At 65.4% G+C, this 20,574-nt stretch carries 20 protein-coding genes and 1 pseudogene; 10 read left to right on the forward strand and 11 right to left on the reverse strand.

Features of this window, described 5'->3' with window-relative positions:
* Positions 1-56 precede the first annotated feature (56 nt).
* Positions 57-685, reverse strand: a pseudogene (locus BB934_RS11505) (DsbA family protein).
* Positions 686-923: 238 nt separating this feature from the next.
* Here BB934_RS11505 and BB934_RS11510 point away from each other — a divergent pair.
* The 5 genes from BB934_RS11510 to typA all read left to right on the forward strand — a co-directional run bounded on the left by BB934_RS11510 (position 924) and on the right by typA (position 7,266).
* Positions 924-2,156 carry an argininosuccinate synthase gene (locus tag BB934_RS11510; RefSeq protein WP_099509755.1) on the forward strand — a complete coding sequence of 411 codons (1,233 nt, stop codon included), beginning with the start codon at positions 924-926 and terminating at the stop codon, positions 2,154-2,156.
* Between the two features lie 317 nt (positions 2,157-2,473).
* Complete coding sequence (locus BB934_RS11515) at positions 2,474-2,671, forward strand: type II toxin-antitoxin system VapB family antitoxin (protein WP_099509756.1); 198 nt, start codon at positions 2,474-2,476, stop codon at positions 2,669-2,671.
* Positions 2,668-3,036 (forward strand): type II toxin-antitoxin system VapC family toxin, encoded by a 369-nt coding sequence (locus tag BB934_RS11520; RefSeq protein WP_099509757.1) that lies wholly within the window; start codon positions 2,668-2,670, stop codon positions 3,034-3,036. Before BB934_RS11515 ends, BB934_RS11520 begins: the two co-directional genes overlap by 4 nt.
* A 182-nt stretch (positions 3,037-3,218) precedes the next feature.
* Positions 3,219-4,076: a GNAT family N-acetyltransferase gene (locus BB934_RS11525; RefSeq protein ID WP_099509758.1), complete on the forward strand. Its 858-nt coding sequence runs from the start codon at positions 3,219-3,221 to the stop codon at positions 4,074-4,076.
* 1,363 nt (positions 4,077-5,439) lie between these two features.
* Positions 5,440-7,266, forward strand: coding sequence for a translational GTPase TypA (gene typA / locus BB934_RS11530; RefSeq protein WP_099509759.1), 1,827 nt, complete (start codon positions 5,440-5,442; stop codon positions 7,264-7,266).
* 51 nt (positions 7,267-7,317) lie between these two features.
* On the opposite strand, the gene BB934_RS11535 is transcribed toward typA, so the two are convergent.
* The 10 genes from BB934_RS11535 to ubiE form a co-directional block, all read right to left on the reverse strand.
* A complete protein-coding gene (locus BB934_RS11535) occupies positions 7,318-8,559 on the reverse strand; it encodes an MFS transporter (protein WP_099509760.1) in 1,242 nt (413 codons plus the stop codon).
* A 100-nt stretch (positions 8,560-8,659) separates the two neighbouring features.
* Positions 8,660-8,827: a hypothetical protein gene (locus BB934_RS48540; protein ID WP_173909446.1), complete on the reverse strand. Its 168-nt coding sequence runs from the start codon at positions 8,825-8,827 to the stop codon at positions 8,660-8,662.
* A gap of 15 nt (positions 8,828-8,842) precedes the next feature.
* Complete coding sequence (locus BB934_RS11540; RefSeq protein ID WP_099509761.1) at positions 8,843-9,076, reverse strand: hypothetical protein; 234 nt, start codon at positions 9,074-9,076, stop codon at positions 8,843-8,845.
* Between the two features lie 12 nt (positions 9,077-9,088).
* Complete coding sequence (locus BB934_RS11545) at positions 9,089-9,439, reverse strand: hypothetical protein (protein WP_099509762.1); 351 nt, start codon at positions 9,437-9,439, stop codon at positions 9,089-9,091.
* 154 nt (positions 9,440-9,593) lie between these two features.
* On the reverse strand, positions 9,594-10,568 hold the full coding sequence (cysK, locus tag BB934_RS11550) for a cysteine synthase A (protein ID WP_099509763.1): 975 nt from the start codon (positions 10,566-10,568) through the stop codon (positions 9,594-9,596).
* 74 nt (positions 10,569-10,642) lie between these two features.
* Positions 10,643-11,092, reverse strand: coding sequence for an RrF2 family transcriptional regulator (locus BB934_RS11555; protein WP_099509764.1), 450 nt, complete (start codon positions 11,090-11,092; stop codon positions 10,643-10,645).
* An 11-nt stretch (positions 11,093-11,103) separates the two neighbouring features.
* Entirely contained in the window at positions 11,104-11,559 is a 456-nt protein-coding gene (gene dut / locus BB934_RS11560) for a dUTP diphosphatase (RefSeq protein ID WP_099509765.1), read from the reverse strand.
* The gene (gene coaBC, locus BB934_RS11565; RefSeq protein ID WP_099509766.1) at positions 11,556-12,767 is read right to left on the reverse strand and encodes a bifunctional phosphopantothenoylcysteine decarboxylase/phosphopantothenate--cysteine ligase CoaBC; all 1,212 of its coding nucleotides are present in this window, start codon (positions 12,765-12,767) and stop codon (positions 11,556-11,558) included. Before coaBC ends, dut begins: the two co-directional genes overlap by 4 nt.
* Complete coding sequence (gene ubiB, locus BB934_RS11570) at positions 12,764-14,338, reverse strand: 2-polyprenylphenol 6-hydroxylase (protein ID WP_099509767.1); 1,575 nt, start codon at positions 14,336-14,338, stop codon at positions 12,764-12,766. Before ubiB ends, coaBC begins: the two co-directional genes overlap by 4 nt.
* A 3-nt stretch (positions 14,339-14,341) precedes the next feature.
* Positions 14,342-15,091, reverse strand: a complete 750-nt coding sequence (gene ubiE / locus BB934_RS11575; protein WP_099512766.1) for a bifunctional demethylmenaquinone methyltransferase/2-methoxy-6-polyprenyl-1,4-benzoquinol methylase UbiE — start codon at positions 15,089-15,091, stop codon at positions 14,342-14,344.
* A 157-nt stretch (positions 15,092-15,248) separates the two neighbouring features.
* On the opposite strand from ubiE, the gene mutM reads away from it, so the two are divergent.
* The 5 genes from mutM to dnaA all read left to right on the forward strand — a co-directional run bounded on the left by mutM (position 15,249) and on the right by dnaA (position 20,533).
* The gene (gene mutM, locus BB934_RS11580; protein WP_099509768.1) at positions 15,249-16,142 is read left to right on the forward strand and encodes a bifunctional DNA-formamidopyrimidine glycosylase/DNA-(apurinic or apyrimidinic site) lyase; all 894 of its coding nucleotides are present in this window, start codon (positions 15,249-15,251) and stop codon (positions 16,140-16,142) included.
* Positions 16,143-16,228: 86 nt separating this feature from the next.
* A complete protein-coding gene (locus BB934_RS11585) occupies positions 16,229-17,002 on the forward strand; it encodes an enoyl-CoA hydratase (protein WP_099509769.1) in 774 nt (257 codons plus the stop codon).
* A gap of 6 nt (positions 17,003-17,008) precedes the next feature.
* Positions 17,009-17,809 carry a TSUP family transporter gene (locus tag BB934_RS11590; protein WP_162299213.1) on the forward strand — a complete coding sequence of 267 codons (801 nt, stop codon included), beginning with the start codon at positions 17,009-17,011 and terminating at the stop codon, positions 17,807-17,809.
* A gap of 175 nt (positions 17,810-17,984) precedes the next feature.
* Positions 17,985-18,251 (forward strand): 30S ribosomal protein S20, encoded by a 267-nt coding sequence (gene rpsT / locus BB934_RS11595; RefSeq protein ID WP_099509771.1) that lies wholly within the window; start codon positions 17,985-17,987, stop codon positions 18,249-18,251.
* Positions 18,252-19,102: 851 nt separating this feature from the next.
* The gene (gene dnaA, locus BB934_RS11600; RefSeq protein ID WP_237050316.1) at positions 19,103-20,533 is read left to right on the forward strand and encodes a chromosomal replication initiator protein DnaA; all 1,431 of its coding nucleotides are present in this window, start codon (positions 19,103-19,105) and stop codon (positions 20,531-20,533) included.
* The last annotated feature ends 41 nt before the right edge of the window (positions 20,534-20,574 follow it).

The raw sequence follows: 20,574 nt of genomic DNA on the forward strand, positions 1-20,574 counted from the left end.
GGGGGTTTCTTTATCCCAAGTGGCTTCGGATCACAAGGCTTTCAAGGGTTTGGTCGTCAAACCGGCCAATCCGAGCGCCGGGCCTGGGCGAGCGCCCAGTCGAGGGCCTGTTCGAGGCGGTCGTTGCCCCAGAACATCTCGCCGTCCTCGGTGAAGAAGGTGGGCGCGCCGAAGATGCCGCGCGAGAGCACCTCCTCGCCCATGCGGCGCAGGCGCATCTTGTTGCAGTCGGTCAGCGCCTCCGCGAGGATCGCCTCCGGATCGAGGCCGAGATCCGTCAGGATCGGGCTCAGGACCTGCGGGTCGGAGATGTCCCGGCATTCGCCGAACTCGGCCGTATAGACGGCCCGGGTGAAGGCGGGCGTCCAGCCGCGATCGGCCCCCAGCAGCGCGATGCGCGCGGCGAGGACACCCTTCTGGGGAAAGGTTTGGGACGGTAGAAGGGCAGCCCGAGCCGGGCGGCCTCGCGCTCCATGTCCCGCCACATGTAGCGGCCCTTGTCGGGATGGAGCGCGAACGGCGAGGTCTCCCACCCTTGGGCCTTGAACACCGGCCCGAGCAGGAAGGGGCGCCACAGGAGCTGGATTCCCGCCGCCTGCGCCGCCTTCTCCACGCGCATGGCGGCGAGATAGGAATAGGCCGAGGCGAATTCGTACCAGAATTCGAGAATGGGCTGACGGATCATGAGCGTCTCTTGAGGCCAGGCGGTTCCGGCAGCAAGGCTTGCGCCTCCCTAAGCCGGCTCGTTATTCCCCCGGCAGGGGGCGTACCGCATCCCCTTCGGTTATGGCAGTCCACGGCATTCCGGTCAGGAATGCAGAGGAAGCATGCCGCCCCGATAAATGCCCGTTGCACGGACAAGGCTTCCGATTTAAGTCGCAGGCATCCTATTCCTGAACCCTTGCACTCTGGAACCCTTCGCTATGGCTGAGAAGCGCGTGAACAAGGTCGTGCTCGCCTATTCCGGCGGCCTCGACACCTCCATCATCCTCAAGTGGCTGCAGACCACCTATGGCTGCGAGGTGGTGACCTTCACCGCCGATCTCGGTCAGGGCGAGGAGCTGGAGCCGGCGCGCAAGAAGGCCGAGCTTCTGGGCATCAAGCCGGAGAACATCTTCATCGAGGATTTGCGCGACGAGTTCGTGCGCGACTACGTGTTCCCGATGTTCCGCGCCAACGCGCAATACGAGGGCCTCTATCTGCTCGGCACCTCCATCGCCCGGCCGCTGATCGCCAAGAAGCAGATCGAGATCGCGGAAAAGGTCGGCGCCGACGCGGTCGCCCACGGCGCGACCGGCAAGGGCAACGACCAGGTGCGCTTCGAGCTCGGCTATTACGCGCTGAAGCCCGACGTGACCGTGATCGCGCCCTGGCGCGAATGGGACCTGCGCTCCCGCGAGCAGCTCATCGCGTTTGCCGAGCAGAACCAGATCCCGATCGCCAAGGACAAGCGTGGCGAGGCGCCGTTCTCCGTCGACGCCAACCTCCTGCACGCCTCCTCCGAGGGCAAGGTGCTGGAAGATCCGGCGGCCGAGGTTCCGGACTACGTCTATTCCCGCACCGACGGCCCCGAGAGCGCGCCCGACACGCCGACCGTGATCACGATCACCTTCGAGAAGGGCGACCCGGTCGCCATCGACGGCAAGAAGCTCGGCCCGGCTGACCTGCTGGCAAAGCTCAACGAACTGGGCAAGATCAACGGCATCGGCCGCCTCGACCTCGTCGAGAACCGCTTCGTCGGCATGAAGAGCCGCGGCATGTACGAGACCCCCGGCGGCACGATCCTTCATCTCGCCCATCGCGGCATCGAGTCGATCACCCTCGACCGCGGCGCGGCGCATCTGAAGGACGAGCTGATGCCGAAATATGCCGAGCTCATCTATAACGGCTTCTGGTTCAGCCCCGAGCGCGAGATGCTGCAGTCGCTCATCGACAAGTCCCAGGAATTCGTCGCCGGCGACGTGAAGCTCAAGCTCTACAAGGGCGGCGTCCACATCATCGGCCGGACAAGCCCCTACTCGCTCTACGACCAGGACCTCGTCACCTTCGAGGAAGGCGCCGTCGCCTACGACCACCGCGACGCCGCAGGCTTCATCAAGCTCAACGCGCTGCGCCTGCGCACGTTGGCCCAGCGCAAGAAGAAGCTTGGGCTGTAAGCGACAAGCGCAAACGGCTGGCACAAACGGCCAGGTCCCTTCCCGGTCGTTTTCTTTTGGATTGCGTCCGACGCCCCAGATGCGGGTCACGATCTTCCAGCCCTGAGAGGCTGGCCCAAGGCAATCAGGGCACGACCGAAGCCCTCCTCCCCCTTGTGGGGAGGAGTTGGAGGGGGGTGTGAGCGATAGCCTTTGAAGGTTGGGCGCCTACATCCCCACCCTTTATCCCTCCCCACCAGGGGGAGGGAGAATGCGCCGGCATTGTTTTCGTCATCTTTTGATGCGATGTTCTGTGCCTATCCGATGAGAGGCCGATCATGCGCACGACCATTGCCCTGGATGACAGTCTTGTTGCGAAGGCGCAGGCGATGACGGGTCTGCGCGAGAAATCCGCCCTGGTTCGAGAGGCTTTGGAAGCCTTGATTCAGCGTGAAAGCGCGCGGCGCCTCGCCAAGCTCGGCGGCAGCGAGCCGGATCTGCGACCCATCCCGCGGCGGCAGCCCGATCCCGCATGATCCTGGTCGACACCTCCGTCTGGATCGATCATCTCAAAACGGGCGACGACAACTTGGCCCGCCTCCTGGAAGCCGGCCGCGTCCTCATGCATCCTTTCGTGCTGGGCGAGCTTGCACTCGGCAGCCTCCGGAACCGACAAACCATTCTTGAACTGCTCGGACAATTGCCTCGGGCGGAAATGGCAACGGACCAGGAAGTCTTGAGTCTCATCGAAGCGGAAACCCTCCATGGCACCGGCATCGGCCTCATCGATGCCCATCTTCTCGCTTCGGCGAAGCTGACGGCGGGATCATCCCTGTGGACCCGCGATAAAAGGCTCGAGCGTCTGGCCGCACGACTGCACGGGTCCACGGAGCTTGAATAAGGCTCGCTGGAGCATCTTTCGGCGAAGCGGATCCGGTTGCGGAAAACCAAAGATGACAGATGATTCCACGTCAGTGGAAACAACTCTAGCGCTATGCACGATCCTGCAACGCGCTTGCCTCGCGTGGCGCCCGTTCTATCCTTGAACGAACGTTCCCGATACGATGACCGACGAGGCCGAGTATGGCCCATGCCGAGCCGGACAATTTCACCATCCGCGCGATGACGCGCGCGGATCTCGACCGGGCGGTCGAGTGGGCGGCGGCGGAGGGCTGGAATCCGGGGCTCGACGATGCCGGGTGCTTTCACGCGGCCGATCCGGCGGGCTTCCTGATGGGTTTTGCGGGCGACGAGCCCGTCGCCTCGATCTCGGTCGTGCGCTATGCCGACACGTTCGGCTTTCTCGGCCTCTACATCGTGCGTCCGGAATGGCGTGGTCGGGGTTTTGGCTATCGGCTCTGGCAGGCCGGCATGGATCACCTGACAGGCCGCATCGTCGGCCTCGACGGCGTCGTCGCGCAGCAGGCGAATTATGCCCGCTCGGGCTTCGCGTTGGCGCATCGCAACGTGCGTTTCGGCGGCGCGGCGCAGGTGGATGCGCCCGACGACCCGCGCATCCGGCCGGTCGATGCCGCCCTCGTCGAGGCCGTTCTCGCCTATGACCGGGACTTCTTCCCCGCCGCGCGCGACACTTTTCTGCGCTGCTGGCTTAAGGACGACGCGCGCAAGGCCCTCGCCTTCGTCGAGGAAGGCGCTGTCAAGGGCTATGGTGTCCTGCGCGCCTGCCGCAGCGGCTTCAAGATCGGGCCGCTCTTCGCCGAGGGCGAGCGCGAGGCCGACTTGCTATTTCGCGCGCTGACCGCGCGGGCCGGGGGCGCCGAAATCTTTCTCGACCTGCCCGAGCCGAACGAAGCCGCGATCAGACTCGCCGCCCGCCACGGCCTGTCGCCGGTCTTCGAAACCGCCCGGATGTATCGCGGCGAGGCGCCCGACCTGCCCCTGTCCCGGACCTACGGCATCTCGACCTTCGAGCTGGGATGACGCAGTCGGTCCGCAGATGACAGGCGGCACGCGCTCCCTCTCCCGGCTGGGAGAGGGCTGGGGTGAGGGAAGGCCAGGGTGGAGGGAGGTGCAGCCAGCGGTTCGGCTTTCGGCAAGTCGTGACGCTTTCTCGTCAGGGGCGCTCCCTCACCCCTGCCCCTCTCCCAGCCGGGAGAGGGGATGACCGTCTCTGATGCCACCCACCCCGTCATGGCCGGCCTCGTGCCGGCCATCCCGATGCGGAAAAGCGCGGCACCTCTCAATTCGGGATCACCGGCACGAGGCCGGTGATGACGTGAGAGGGAGACAAGAAAGTGGCGGGCAATGTTATGTTCTCACTTTGTTCTTGACGGCGGCCATAAGCTCTGCTATATCGTGAGGGTCTCTTCTTCGAGGGGCGCGCTCGCGAGGCGTCGCAGTGTGGGAGCAGACCCGGTCTCGCTGGTTCGCCTCGCACGCGGGCCAGGCGAGTGGCCCAGGCTGTGCGCCGCTGAATAGGGATTGGGTCGAGGCCGCCGCTGACATTGCGGTCACCGCCTCGGGCAGTCGCCGAACCGGCGCCGCCTGTCCGCCGAAACAAACCGGACGCGAAGCGGCCTCCCGGCTCTTCCATCACTCTCATGCATCATCGAGCCGGGCTGCCCTTCGCGCCACCCTCGATACCTGAAAGGCTCGGAGCCCAACGGCTCCGGGCCCCACGGTGCTGGTCCGTCGACACATGCGCGTCGCACAAATCAGGGAAGGATCACTTCCCGCGGCGTCGTCCCGGCGCCGTCGAGCACGAACTTCCAGGAGCCGTCCGCCTGCTTCTTCCAGATGCTGACATAGACCCCATGGGCCTTGATCGCGCCGCCCTCGCGCAGAATGTAGCGGCCGAAGGAGTAGCCGAGATCCCCGCTCCCGGCGATCTCGGCCCTGAGCGGCTCCCAGGACAGGGCCGGCCCGGCCCCGCAAAGGCTTCATGAAACGCGGAGCGCCCGATGAGCGGCATGCTGCCCTGACGGATCAGCACCGGATCCTCGGCGGAATAGGCAAGGAACTCGTCGCCGACGCCCTGCTGCTGGGCCATGGTGTTGAAGGCCTCGTCGGCCTCGATCAGGGGCTGGGCATTCATCGGGATCCGGGACGAGTGAAATTGAACGGGCGGGCAACCCGGCGGCCGGCAATCGTCGGGTTCCGAGGCTCAAATGAAACAGAATTACCATTATGCGCGAAACAGCCGCGCTTGCAATCCTGTTGCCCGCCCTATTGCGGCCTTACCTTTCTCCCTATATTGCAGTGCAATCATTTTCGCCCGGTACGAGCCAGGGGCGCGGCTACGCTTGCCGCGTGCCGGGCTGCTTTGCTTTGAAAGACGCGCCTCATGAAACTCCGCAACATCGCCATCATCGCACACGTCGACCATGGCAAGACGACCCTCGTCGACAAGCTGCTCCAGCAATCGGGCAGCTTCCGTGAGAATCAGCGCGTGGAAGAGCGCGCCATGGACTCGAACGACCTCGAAAAGGAGCGCGGCATCACCATCCTGGCCAAGGCGACCTCGGTCGTCTGGAAGGACACCCGCATCAACATCGTCGACACCCCCGGCCACGCCGATTTCGGCGGCGAGGTCGAGCGTATCCTGAGCATGGTCGACGGCGCCATCGTGCTGGTGGACGCGGCCGAAGGCCCGATGCCGCAGACCAAGTTCGTGGTGTCCAAGGCCCTCAAGATCGGCCTGCGCCCCATCGTCGCCATCAACAAGATCGACCGGCCCGACGCCCGCCATATCGAAGTGGTCAACGAGGTGTTCGACCTGTTCGCGGCCCTCGACGCCACCGACGAGCAGCTCGACTTCCCGATCCTCTACGGTTCGGGCCGCAACGGCTGGATGGCCAAGACGCCGGAAGGCCCGAGCGATCAGGGCCTCGCGCCCCTGTTCGATCTCGTGCTCGAGCACGTGCCGCCGGCCAAGACCGAGGAAGGCCCGTTCCGCATGCTCGGAACCCTGCTCGAGGCCAATCCCTTCCTGGGCCGCATCGTCACCGGCCGCATCAGCTCCGGCACCGTGAAGCCGAACCAGTCGATCAAAGTGCTCGACCGCAAGGGCAACGTGGTGGAAACCGGCCGGGTGTCAAAGATCCTCGCCTTCCGCGGCTTGGAGCGCCAGCCGATCGAGATCGGCGAGGCCGGCGACATCGTCTCCATCGCGGGCCTCGTGAAGGGCTCGGTGGCCGACACCTTCTCGGCGCCCGAGAACGACATTCCGATCCAGGCCCAGCCCATCGATCCGCCGACTGTAACCATGTCCTTCATCGTCAACGATAGCCCGCTCGCCGGCACAGAGGGCGACAAGGTGACGAGCCGCATGATCCGCGACCGCCTGTTTAAGGAAGCGGAAGGCAACGTCACGCTCAAGATCGAGGAAGCCGCCGACAAGGATTCGTTCTACGTCTCCGGCCGCGGCGAATTGCAGCTCGCGATCCTGATCGAGACCATGCGCCGCGAGGGCTTCGAGCTCGCCGTGTCGCGTCCCCGCGTGGTGTTCGAGAAGGACGAGGCCGGCCAGCTTCTCGAGCCCATCGAGGAAGTCGTGATCGACGTGGACGAGGAATATTCCGGCGTCGTGGTGCAGAAGATGTCCGAGCGCCGCGCCGACATGGTCGAGATGCGCCCTTCTGGCGGCAACCGCCAGCGCCTCGTGTTCTACGCTCCCACCCGCGGCCTCATCGGCTACCAGGGCGAGCTGATGACCGACACCCGCGGCACGGCGATCATGAACCGCCTGTTCCACGCCTACGAGCCCTACAAGGGCGAGATCTCGGGACGGCGCAACGGCGTGCTGATCTCCAACGATGCCGGCGAGGCCGTGGCCTACGCCCTGTGGAACCTGGAAGACCGCGGCCCGATGATGATCGAGCCCGGCTGGAAGGTCTATCAGGGCATGATCGTCGGCGAGCACAACCGCGAGAACGATCTCGAGGTGAACGTGCTCAAGGGCAAGAAGCTCACCAACATCCGCACGACCTCCAAGGACGAGGCGGTGCGCCTGACGCCGCCGATCCGCATGACCCTCGAGCGCTCGCTCGCCTGGATCCAGGACGACGAGCTCGTCGAGGTGACGCCGAAGTCGATCCGCATCCGCAAGGCGATCCTCGATCCGAACGACCGCAAGCGCGCCGAGCGCTCTAAGGAAGCGCTGAGCGCATAATTTTCCTCGCGATCGTCGAATTAAAAGGCCGCCTCCTGAGGCGGCCTTTTTTCATGGGTTGACAGGCACCGGCTCCGCAACGGGATCCGGCAAGGCCGTCAGCTTCGGCACCGCCGAGGTCAGGATCACGAGGAGCTGCACCAGGAAGCCCAATGCTGCAATCACGATGCACGCCTCCGGTCCATAAGCGATCCCGACCGCTGCGCCGATGGCGGCGCCGACCGGGCGCACCCCCGCCGTCGCGGTCATGACGAGAGCCGAGACCCGCCCGAGAAGCGCACCCGGCGTCACCGTCTGGCGCAGGGTGGTCTGGCTGATGGTCCAGAGGATCGGGCCGGCCCCGAACAGGAAGAAGGACAGCCCGGCCAGGATGCCGGTCGGCATCCAGAGGGTCGCAACCATCGTCAGGGCGGCGGCGACCGAAACCAGAGGCCCGACGACGATCGCCGCACCGAAGGCAAGGCGGGCGATCAGACGAGGCGCTACGAGAGCGCCGACGACCATGCCGATGCCATAGGCCGCCAGCGACGTTCCGATGCCCGACGCCGTCAGCCCGAGCACATGGGCGGCATAAGGCACATAGGCCGCCTGCAGCACGAACCAGGCAAGGTTCCAGGCCACCGCCGTCAGCAGGATCGGCCTGAGCAGCGGATGAATCCACGCAAAAGCCGCGCCCTCTTTCAGATCACGCCAGAAATGCCGCTCCGGCAGGCTCGGACGCGGCGCTTCGGGCACCTGGATCAGGAACAGAGCGGCCAGCATGGAAAGCGCGGCCGCGAGCATGAAGGTCTGCGATGCGCCCGCCCATCCGACGAGGGCACCCGCCAGGGCGGGCCCGGCGGCGAAGGCCAGGCTGCGCGCCAGTTCGAGGGCACCGTTGGCCCGCGCCAGCATTTCGCGCGGCACCAAGCTCGGAACGAGGGCCGGAGCGGCCACGCTGAAGACGACCGTCCCGGTCGCCGCCGCGAAGCCGAGAACCGCGAGCACCGGAACGGAAAGGAGTTCGAAGGCTGCCAGAATGGGAAGGGTGAGGAGAGCCAGCGCCCGCAGGACTTCAGCGACCGTCATCAGCACGCGGCGCGGCATGCGATCGGCCAGGACTCCGGCCGGAAACGAGAGCAGCAGGAACGGCAGGGCCTGCATGGCGACGAGCAGGCCCGTCTCGCCCGTTCCCGCGCCGAGCGCCAGAACCGCGATCATGGGCGAGGCGGCGAGACCGATCTGCTCGGCGGATTGAGCGGCGATATTCGACCACGCAAGCCGACGGAAGGAGGGAGGAAGAGGATGGGACATGAGGTGGAAGACCTTCGTGAGCGTTCCACCTCATGAGACAATGTTTCATGAACGGCCGCCACCCGATTCCTGTGGGAGGGCGGCTAAGGCCCGGCTTTTTTTATCCCTCAGCCTTGTCGCTCTGCCCTTTCTTCGCACCCTCGCCCATCGGGTTCGTCGAATCCTCGCCGGAGGCTTCCGGGTTTTCGCGACCCTGAGGGGTCAGCCGCGGAGCATCGATATCCTCCTCGGTCGCCTGACTTGGCTTCTTCTTGTCGGGTTGAGCCATTCTCGTCTCCTTATGTCAGGAACTCGTCGAATTCGTCGCGTCGTGCTCGCCCGATTCCGGCAATGATCCGGTTCCGGGCGTCGCATCCGGGTTCGTCAGATGCGGCTGGTCGTGCGGGCCTGCGGCCGGCCTCTTGCCGGAGGCGGGCTTCTGCGGTGCTTTGGACGCGCCTTCAGGCGGCTTCGCGCGCTTGGAGCCCGCGTCCTTCTCCGTGTCGTCGGTGTGATTGCCGTAGCCTGCGTTGCCCATGGCGCTCTCCTCTCAGCTCTTGTCCTTGCCTTTGACCGCGGTCGCCCGCTCGATGGCCTCGGCGGTCGCATCCTTGTCCTTCGGCGACAGGCTGGCATCGCTCAGGTGCTTGGTGGTCTCGGGCGTCTCGGCGGCCGTGAGCTCATCATGCCCTTCGTCCCGGTTTCCGGCGCCACCCATGGATTGGCGATAGGCATAGGCCTCGCCACCGGGCTCGTCCCAGACCTCGCGCATCGTGGCATTGCCCTCGATGCCGCCCTCCCGGTTCGGATCCACCGAGCTGTCGATGACGCCGCGCTGCTCGTTGCGGATCTGGTCCGCAGGTTGATCCTTCAATGAATGAGGCGCTTTGCGTTCCGCCATAATGAACTCCATCAAATCATCTTGGAAACATCGCTTGAATTTGGATGCAGCAGGGAGAACCCGACGAGCGGAGTGAAGTTCTGGCTAAGCTTGGACGAGCGCAAACAAAAAGGGCGGCTCGAAAGCCGCCCTAAATCCGTTGATCCAATGAGGCTCAGAGACCTTCGAACAGAGCGCTCGAGATGTAGCGCTCGGCGAAGGACGGCGCGACGGTGACGATGCGCTTGCCCTTGAACTCGGGCCGTGCGGCGACTTCGAGCGCCGCCGCCACATTGGCGCCGGTGGAGATGCCGCCGGGAATGCCCTCCAGCTTGGCAAGCTTGCGCGCGGTGTCGAAGGCGGTCTGGTTGCCGACTGTCACCACGTCGTCGATGAGCGAACGGTCGAGCACATCCGGCACGAAGCCGGCGCCGATGCCCTGGATCTTGTGGGGCCCGGGCTGGCCGCCGGAGAGCACCGGGGAATCCTCCGGCTCGACGGCGATCACCTTCATGTTCGGCAGGCGCGGCTTGATCACTTGCGCAACGCCAGTGATCGTGCCGCCGGTGCCGACACCGGCGACGAAGGCATCGAACTGCCCGCCGGTATCGTTCCAGATTTCCTCCGCCGTCGTCCTACGGTGAATCTCGGGGTTGGCCGGGTTCTTGAACTGCTGCGGCATAACAGAGTTCGGGATCTCGCTCAGGAGCTCCTCGGCCTTGGCCAGCGCGCCCTTCATGCCCAGGGGTCCGGGCGTGAGAACGAGTTCCGCACCGAGATAGGCCAGCATCTTGCGCCGCTCGAGGGACATCGTCTCGGGCATGATCAAGATCAGCCGATAGCCCCGCGCTGCCGCGACGAAGGCAAGCGCGATGCCCGTATTGCCCGAGGTGGGCTCGATCAGGGTCGTGTCGGGCGTGATCTTGCCGGCCGCTTCCATGGCTTCGATCATGCTTACCCCGATACGGTCCTTCACGCTCGAGATCGGGTTGAAGAACTCGAGCTTGACTAGGATCTCGGCGTCGATCCCATGCTCCTTGGGCAGCCGGTTCAGGCGCACGAGCGGGGTGTTGCCGATGGTCTCCGTGATGGAGCCGTAGATGCGGCCATGTCCGGGCTTGGCATCCGACCGATTGCGAGTGTCAGCCATCCATTTCCTCCTTGAAGTCGGAGAAAACTTAACCTTTCCCGCACAATGTGTCGATATTTACCTCAATTCACGCATCATATCGTGAAATCAACCGCGGGCATGGCGTCGACGGCCGCTTCGGCCTGCGCCTTCTGGCACAGATCCTCCACCGTCACCTTGTCGAGCTCGCTCAAAAAAGCCTCGGTTCCGCGCTGGACCAGGGGCGAGACGACAGCCTCCGCGAGACGGGATTCCGGCACCGGCGAGGAACCGTCCTCCTCCAGCGCCGACATGGCGATGCGCACGATATCCCCGGCCGTGATCCGCCGCCGCTCGCGGGCCAACTCGTAGCCACCGCGCGGCCCGCGCACCCCCTTCAGGATGCCCTGCCGGACCAGCGCCTGCAGAACCGGCTCGAGATAGCGCGGCGGCAGGTTGTGCCGGCCAGCGAGCGCCTTGGCGGAGACCGGCATGGGGCGGGCATGGAGCGCAATGTCGGTGACGGCAGCGATGGCGAGAAGCGAGCGGCGCGAGAGAAAATTCATGCGGATGCCCCCTAGCCCAGGCCCGTCGAGCCGAACCCGCCGGCGGCACGCGGCGTCTCGTCGACCAGCTCGACCTCGACCGGCTCGACCTGGAGAACCGGCGCGACGACCAGCTGGGCGATGCGCATGCCGCGCGTGACAGTGAAAGGCTCGGAGCCCAGGTTGACGAGCAGCACCTGCACTTCGCCGCGGTAATCCGCATCGACGGTTCCCGGCGCATTGAGCACGGTCACGCCATGCTTGAAGGCAAGCCCGGAACGGGGCCGCACCTGCGCCTCGAAACCGGGCTCAAGCTGGAAGACGAGACCGGTGGGAACCAGCGCTCGCGCCAGGGATTCGAGGACGATCGGCGCATCGGACGGATTGGCCGCGACGAGATCCATGCCCGCGGCGCCGGCAGTCTCGTAGCGCGGCAGCGGCAGGTCGGCGGCATGGGCAAGACGCCGGATGCGCAGTTGGCGGCTCATGGTCTTTCGCCTCCCACCAGACCCAGACGTTCAACGAGCTTCTTCGCGACATCGGTCTTCGACAGGGTCGGCCAGGTCTCCACATCCGAGGCCGTGACGAGATGCACGCTATTGCTGTCGCCGCCCATGACCCCCGTTTCGGTCGAGACGTCGTTGGCAACGATGAGGTCGCAGCCCTTCTTCGCGAGCTTCTGCTTCGCATGCTCGATCACGTTCTCGGTCTCAGCCGCAAAGCCCACCATGAGCGGCGGGCGGTTGTCCGAGAGGTGCGAAATGGTGGCGAGAATATCGGGATTTTCCGTCAGTGACAGGTTCGGCAAGGCGCCGTCCTTCTTCTTGATCTTCTGCTCGCCCGCATTGGCAACGCGCCAGTCGGCGACGGCGGCGGCGAAGATGCCGATATCGGCCGGCAGCGCCTTTTCGACGGCCTCGAGCATCTCGCGCGCACTGTCCACATGCACGATCGTGACGCCGGAGGGATCGGGCAAGGTGACGGGGCCGGAGATCAGGGTCACGCGCGCGCCGGCCTCTGCCGCGGCTTTCGCGATGGCGTGGCCCTGCTTGCCGGAGGAGCGGTTGGCGATGTAGCGCACGGGGTCGATGGGCTCATGCGTCGGCCCGGACGTCACGATCACATGCTTGCCGGCAAGCGGTCCCGAGGGTGCCAGCAGGCGCTCGACGGCCGCCGCGATCTCCAAAGGCTCGGCCATGCGGCCGGGTCCGAACTCGGCCTCCGCCATCGCGCCGTCGTTGGGGCCGACCACATGCACGCCGTCAGCCTGCAGGACTTTCAGATTACGCTGCGTCGCCGGGTGCAGCCACATGCGCACGTTCATCGCCGGCGCGATCAGGATGGGAAGGGTCGTGGCGAGAAGCACCGTCGAGGCGAGATCGTCCGCATGCCCTCCCGCCATCTTCGCCATGAGATTGGCGGTGGCCGGCGCGACGACGACGAGATCCGCGTCGCGGGCGAGCTTGATATGCCCGATATCGGCCTCGTCTTCGCGGTCGAAGAGATCGGTATGCGAGCGCTGGCCGGTGAGAGCAGACACCGCAAGCGGCGTGATGAATTGCTGCGCACCGGCGGTGAGCACGCAGCGCACTGAGGCGCCGCGCTCGCGCAGACGGCGGATGAGGTCGAGCGACTTGTAGGCCGCGATGCCGCCGCCGATGACGAGGAGGATGCGTTTGCCTGAAAGCGCCGTCATGCGAAGCCCCTGAACAGCATGATCATCAGGGAGGCGGCGATAATCCACAAGGCCGCCACGCCCCAGCGGTTGCCCCGCGCCTCGGCACGGCCGATGGCGGCGACGCTGTCCTGGTCGAGCATCACGCCCTTGGCCGTCACGTCCTCGAGCTGGTTGAGCACGCGCTCGGCGCGCAAAGCAAGCTCCGGCAGGTCGCCGATGACGCCGGCCAGCGTCCACAGGCCTCTTCCTGCCTGCTCGGCGCGGCCGAGGGGGCCGAGATTGCGCTCGATCCAGTCGCGCACCACAGGCTCGGACGTGGTCCACATGTCGAGCTTCGGATCGAGGTTGCGGGCCACGCCCTCCACCACGACCATGGTCTTCTGCAGCATGACGAGCTCGATGCGGGTCGCCATGTCGAAGAGCGCCGTGATCTCGAAGAGAAGCGTGAGCAGCTTCGCCATGGAGATCTCGTCGGCGCGCCGGTCGTGGATCGGCTCGCCGATGGCGCGGATCGCTTGCGCGAAATCCTCCACCGAATGATGCGGCGGCACATAGCCGGCCTCGAAATGCACCTGCGCCACGCGCAGGTAATCGCGGCGGATGAAGCCCAAAAGAATTTCGGCCAGGAAGCGCCGCTCCTTCATGCCGAGCCGGCCCATGATGCCGAAATCGACCGCGACGAGGCGGCCCTCGGCATCCACGAACAGGTTGCCGGGATGCATGTCGGCATGGAAATAGCCGTCGCGGATGGCGTGGCGCAGGAAGGACTGGATCACGGTGCGCCCGAGCGCCACCCGGTCGAGGCCCGCCGCCTCGATTCCCGCCAGATCGTTGAGGCGGATGCCGTCGATCCAGGTGGTGGTGAGCACGTCGCGGGCGGTCAGGTCCCATTCCGGCTTCGGCACGCGGAAATCCGGATCGTCCTTGGTGTTTTCCGCAAGCTCCGAGACGGCGGCGGCCTCGAGCCGCAGATCCATCTCGACGGAGACGGAGCGGGCCAGCGCCTCCACGATCTCGAGCGGCTTGAGGCGGCGCGCATCGGGCACCATGCGCTCGAACAGGCGGGCGGCGGCGCGCATGGCCTGGAGATCGCGGGCGAAGCCCTCGCGCACGCCGGGCCGCACCACCTTCACCGCGAGGATCTCCTCGCCCTCGGCCGTGCGAATGCGGGCCCTGTGGACCTGCGCGATGGAGGCGGCGGCGATCGGCTCGCTGAATTCGAGAAAAAGCTCGTCGATGGGACGGCCGAGGGCGACCTCGACCATGCGTACGGCTTCCGCACGGGGGAAGGGCGGCATGCGATCCTGCAGGCGCTCCAGGTCGCGGGCGGCCGCCACGCCGACGATGTCGGGACGGGTGGCCAGGAACTGGCCGAATTTCACGTAAGACGGACCGAGCCGCGTCAATGCCTTCGAGAGGCGCGTCGCGCCGTCGCCGGCCTGCGGCCGTTCGATGATCCGCGCGATCCGCAGACCCAGCCGCGCTGACGGCGGCAGGGCGCTCGGATCGACGAGCGCGAGCGCGCCCTCGCGGGCCAGGACGAAGCCGGCGCGCAGATTGCGGACGAGATGAACGAGGCTGCCGATCACGTGTCAGATCTTCCAGCCCGAGTGGATGGCGACGACGCCGGCCGTCAGCGCGCGGTGCGTCACGCGCCTGAAGCCCGCCTCCTCGATCATCTGCGCGAAGGCGGCCGGCGTCGGGAAGCGGCGGATCGATTCCACCAGATACTGGTAGGATTCCGCATCCCCCGTCACCATGCTCCCGAGCTTCGGGATGACGTTGAAGGAATAGGCGTCGTAGATCCTGTCGAGCACCGGCACGTCGACCTTCGAGAATTCGAGGCAGAGGAAGCGTCCGCCGGGTTTGAGCACCCGGTGCGCCTCGCGAAGCGCCACGTCGATGCGCGGGACGTTGCGGATGCCGAAGGCGATGGTGTAGGCGTCGAAGGTCTTGGATTCGAAGGGCAGTTCCTCCGCATTGGCTTCGACGAAATCGATACGGCCTTCATACCGGTGGCCGGCCCGCTCGGCGCCGACTTTCAGCATCTCGCCGTTGATGTCGAGCACGGTCACGCGGGTCTGCGGGCCGCTCCCGTCGAGGATACGGAAGGCCACGTCACCGGTGCCGCCGGCCACGTCGAGATGGCGGAACGGCCGGTCGCGGGGCGGACGCAGGGTCGAGACGAGCGTATCCTTCCAGTGGCGGTGGAGCCCGGCGGACATGAGGTCGTTCATCAGGTCGTAGCGGCTCGCCACCGAGCGGAAGACCTCGTTGACCTTGCCCTGCTTCTCGCCGAGGGGCACGGACTGGAACCCGAAATGGGTGTTCTCGTCGGTCATGATCTGCACCAAAGCTCCCGTCACCTAGAGCATCGGACCCAAAAGTGAATTTGCACTTCTGGGATCGATCCGATGCTCCACCCTTTGAAGGGCGATCCATAGCGGAAGCGGGACCGGATGGCTATGTAAGGGGCATCAAGAACCCGAGAGATGGTTGATGCCCGAACTGCCTGAAGTCGAAACCGTGCGCCGCGGCCTGGAGCCCGCCATGGTCGGCGCCCGCTTCACCAAGGTCGCCCAGCGCCGGCCCGATCTGCGCTTCCCCTTCCCGGAGCGGTTCGCCCAGAGGCTCGAGGGGCAGGAGGTCCAATCCTTGAGCCGCCGGGCCAAGTATCTGCTGGCCGATCTCTCCTCCGGCGAGGTGCTGGTCATGCATCTGGGCATGTCCGGCCGGTTTCTCGTGACGCAAGGGGGCAAAACCCGCGTGCCGGGCGAGTTCCACTACGAGCACGGGGGCCTCGGCGCCCATGACCATGTGGTGTTCCAGCTCTCCAACGGCGCGACCATCACCTATAACGACGCCCGCCGCTTCGGCTTCATGGACCTGGTGCCGCGCTCGGGGATCGAGACCTCGAAGCATTTTTCCGGCATGGGCATCGAGCCTCTCGGCAACGAGCTCTCCGGCGAGACCATCGCCCGGCTCTTCCAGGGCAAGCGCACGCCCCTGAAGGCCGCGCTTCTCGATCAGCGCCTGATCGCGGGGCTCGGCAACATCTATGTCTGCGAAGCCCTGTTCCGCACCGGCCTGCACCCGGAAGCCCCGGCGGGCTCTCTCGCAACGAAAACGGGCAAGCCGACGGAGAAGGCGCACAGGCTCGCCGATATCATCCGGGACGTGCTCGCGGAGGCCGTGGAGGCCGGCGGCTCGACCCTGCGCGATCATGCTCAGGTCGACGGCTCGCTCGGTTATTTCCAGCACTCCTTCAAGGTCTATGACCGGGAAGGAGAGTCCTGCGTGACGCCCGCCTGCACCGGCACGGTGACGCGCCTCGTGCAATCCGGACGCTCCACCTTCTATTGCCCGGTCTGCCAGAAGCGCTCCCGCGCCTGAAACGAAAGCCTCTCGTCCGATTTTCTCTTGCCCGGCTTTCCGGCCTCGCCTACCGGTGTCTCATCCAGCGATGAGGAGACGCGGGCATGGCTTTTGAGACGATTCTCGTTGAGACGCGCGGCAAGGTGGGGCTGATCACCCTCAACCGGCCCCAGGCCCTGAACGCCCTCAATACGGCGCTGCTGAACGAGGTGAACCAGGCGCTCGACGCCTTCGACGCGGACGCCGATATCGGCTGCATCGTCATCACGGGATCGGAGAAGGCCTTCGCCGCCGGCGCCGATATCAAGGAGATGGCGGAACTCGCCTACCCGCACACCTACATGGCCGATCTCTTCTCCGGCTGGGAGAAGGTGTCGGGGCGGCGCAAGCCGATGATCGCGGCGGTGGCGGGCTTCGCGCTCGGCGGCGGCTGCGAGTTCGCCATGATGTGCGACTTCATCATCGCGGCCGACAACGCCAAGTTCGGCCAGCCGGAGATCAAGCTCGGCGTCATGCCGGGCATGGGCGGCACGCAGCGCCTGACGCGGCTCATCGGCAAGGCCAAGGCCATGGAGATGTGCTTGACGGGCCGCCTGATGGGTGCCGAGGAGGCCGAGCGCTCGGGCCTCGTCGCCCGCGTGGTGCCGCTCGCGGATCTTCTGAACGAGGCCATGAAGACGGCCGAGACCATCGCCGCCATGTCGCTGCCCATCGCCATGATGACGAAGGAAACCATCAACCGCGCCGACGAGGTCTCGCTTTCCGAGGGCATCCGCTTCGAGCGGCGCCTGTTCCACGCCATGTTCGCCACCGCCGACCAGAAGGAAGGCATGGCCGCCTTCGTCGGCAAGCGCCCGGCCGAGTTCAAGAACCAGTAAACTGTGATCGATATCGGCTTCGACATGATCGCGGCGCTTGCCGCGGTCTCCTTTCTTGCGGGCTTCGTGGATTCCATCGCCGGAGGCGGCGGGCTTCTGACCGTGCCGGCCCTCCTGCTCGCGGGCCTCGATCCGGCCCAGGCGATCGCCACCAACAAGGTCCAGGGCTCGGTCGCTGCCGCTTCCGCCACCTACACCTTCGGCCGCAAGGGGCTGATCGAGTGGCAGAAGGCCTGGGGCTTCACCTTGGTGGCTTTCCTGAGCAGCATCGCCGGGGCCCTGTGCGTCCAGTTCCTGCCGCGCTCCGTGCTCGAAGTGCTGATCCCGCTGCTGCTCATCGCCATCGCCTTCTACTTCGCCCTGTCGCGCAAGATGAAGGACGAGGACGCCCATGCCCGCATGACGGCCCTGGCCTTCGGCCTGACGGCACCGGTCGCCATCGGCTTCTACGACGGCATCTTCGGGCCGGGCGCGGGCTCCTTCTATATGCTCGCCTTCGTGACGCTGCTCGGCTACGGCGTGGTGAAGGCGACCGCCCATACCAAGCTTGTCAATCTGGCGAGCAATTTCGGCAGCCTTCTCCTTTATTCCGCAACCGGTGCCGTGGTGTGGCCGATCGGGCTCGTCATGGCGGGAGCCTCGCTGCTGGGAGCCCAGATCGGCTCGCGTCTCGCCATGCGGCTGGGGGCCCGGATCATCCGGCCGCTCCTGGTCCTGGTGTCGAGCCTCATGGCGCTCAGGCTCCTTCTGGATCCCGCCAATCCCTGGCGCCAGGCCCTTCAGAAGGCGGCGCTGGCGCTTTTTTGACGCGCAAAGGCCCACGGACGTTGACGTTCGCAGGTATCGCGTCTATAAGCCGCCTCACATGAGCCCGCGCGTCCCGCGGGCTCTTCGGTTTCCATGCAATCACCCGATCGGCGCCGAAGCTCTCGACAGGCTTGGGCTTGGCACATCGGGATTTTGAAAAGAACGAGGATGGGCCATGGCCAACACCGTGTCCGCCAAGAAGATGACCCGCAAGATCGCAAAGCGCACCGCGATCAACAAGTCGCGTCGTAGCCGGATGCGGACCTTCGTCCGCAAGGTTGAAGAGGCGATCGCTGCCGGTAATCAGACCGAGGCCGCGGCCGCTCTGCGCGCCGCCGAGCCGGAGATGATGCGCGCCGCCCAGAAGGGCATCGTGCACAAGAACACCGCGTCGCGGAAGGTCTCGCGTCTGGCGAGCCGCATCAAGACGCTGAGCGCTTAAGAAGCAGCTTCGACAGCTGTCTTTTTCATCGTCGATCAGACCCGGCCGAGAGGCCGGGTTTTTTCGTATCCGAAGCCGGAATCCGCATCCAAATTTTATCCACACGGGAGCTTGACTTTATCCCCGACTGACCGGTTGAAAGCTCCACAGTTCGGTTTCAAACCGCACATAAAAGAACCAGCCCGCTCAATAGGTTAGCAGGCAAAGCATCGCGAAGCATCAGAATCACCTACCGAGTCGAGGCGAATCGGTTCTGAATCAAGGTTGCGGAAAGACTCTTTTTTCAGGCCTGCGGACCGACTGTAGCGACACAGTGAATCAGTTGAAGAGTCAGGACTTTAAAGCCCCGATTCAAAACCTGTGGACGAGGCTGTGAACCCGATTGGAGGCTTGCAATGGCTCGCGACTCGACTCGGCCGTATTGCACCCCGTCGCGCACCCTGTGTAAGGTCAACCTGCTTCAACGGCTCGCCGTTAAGTCCTCACTCAAAGATCGAACTAAAACACCATAAGCGGGGGATCGGCCGTTGTTTCATTCTCTCAAGAAGCAAGCGAAGGCCCGTCCTTTACCGAGAGGTAAACTTGATAGACCTTGAGTGAAGATAAAGGGGACGACAGTCAGTGAGCGTCTCCACTTAAAAGTGATCATATAATCTTTAGTACAATTGGGGGCGCCGCGCTTTGAATAACCTGTGAGCCATCTGTGCCTTGGTGTTCAAAGCGGGTCATGCGTGGGGGTTTCCGGCCTTGTAGGGTCGGGACCTCGTGGAGGAACATTGATGTATCGCAGCGAAGATCACCGCACCTTTGCCGCTCCCAGCGAGAACGGCAAGGAAGCTCCCGGCGAACAAATGGCATCGGATGTATGGGCGCGGGTGAAGCGCCGCCTCCGGGCCGAACTGGGCGAGGACATCTTCGCCAGCTGGTTCGGTCGCCTGGAGCTGGATTCGGTGGTCGAGGGCTGTGCCTATCTGACGGTTCCCACCCGCTTCCTGAAGAGCTGGATCGAATCCCACTATGCCGATCGGGTGCTGGCGGTTTACCGCTCCGAGGCCGGCGATGTGGGGCGCATCTCCATCGGCGTGCGCAACACGCTTGGACGCGATCCGGCCGCCCAGCGCCGGACGAGCGAAGCCCCGCGCACGACACCGACCGCTTCGATGGCGATGCCCAGCATGACAAGCGAGATCAAGTCTCCCTCCATGGCGTCCGCCCACGAGGACCGCAGCGAGTCCGGCGATCTCGGCGGCGCGCCGCTCGATTCCCGCCTGACCTTCGACAGCTTCATCGTCGGCCGCTCCAATGCGCTCGCCCATGCGGCCGCCGACCGCGTCGCCCATGCCCAGAACGGCCAGGCCATCTACAACCCGCTCTATCTCCATGCGGGTGTGGGCCTCGGCAAGACGCATCTTCTGCATGCTATCGGCCACGAGGTGCGCGCGCAGGGACGCAGGGTGATCTATCTCACCGCCGACCGCTTCATGTACGGTTTCGTCGCCTCCCTGAAGGCGCAGACGTCGCTCGCCTTCAAGGAGCGCCTGCGTGGCATCGACCTGCTCGTCATCGACGACGTGCAGTTCATCCAGGGCAAGCAGATCCAGCAGGAATTCGGCCACACGCTGAATGCCCTGATCGATGCGGGCCGCCAGATCGTCATCGCCGCGGACCGTCCGCCGGCCGATCTGGAAAATCTCGACGAGCGCGTGCGCTCGCGTCTTGCCGGCGGTCTCGTGGTCGAGGTCAGCGCGCTCGACGAGGCGCTGCGCACCTCGATCCTCACCACGCGCATCGATGCCCTGAAAACGATCCACCCCACCTTCGAGGTCGGCTCGAGCGTCATCGCCTATGTCGCCCGTGCCATCACCGCCAACGGGCGCGATCTCGAAGGCGCGGTCAACCGCCTGCTCGCCCATGCGACGCTCACCAGTTCCGCGATCACCCTGGAAACCGCCGAGACCGCGATCCGCGATCTCGTGCGCAACCGGGAGCCCAAGCGGGTCAAGATCGAGGATATCCAGAAGCTGGTGGCGTCCCGCTACAACGTCTCCCGCTCCGACATCCTGTCGGAGCGCCGCACCGCCGCCGTGGTGCGCCCGCGCCAGATCGCCATGTACCTGTCCAAGGTGCTGACCTTGCGTTCCCTGCCTGAGATCGGCCGCCGCTTCGGTGGGCGGGACCACACCACGGTGCTCCACGCCGTGCGCAAGATCGAGAAGGCCTTAGGCGAGGACCACGCCCTCTCCGACGAGGTCGAGCTCCTCAAGCGGATGCTGCAGGAGTAAGCCTTCCGGGCCGGGGGCTGCCCCGGCCTTGCTTTCTCGGG

Origin of the sequence: Microvirga ossetica (assembly GCF_002741015.1) — a bacterium.
In the GTDB taxonomy this organism is placed as follows: domain Bacteria; phylum Pseudomonadota; class Alphaproteobacteria; order Rhizobiales; family Beijerinckiaceae; genus Microvirga; species Microvirga ossetica.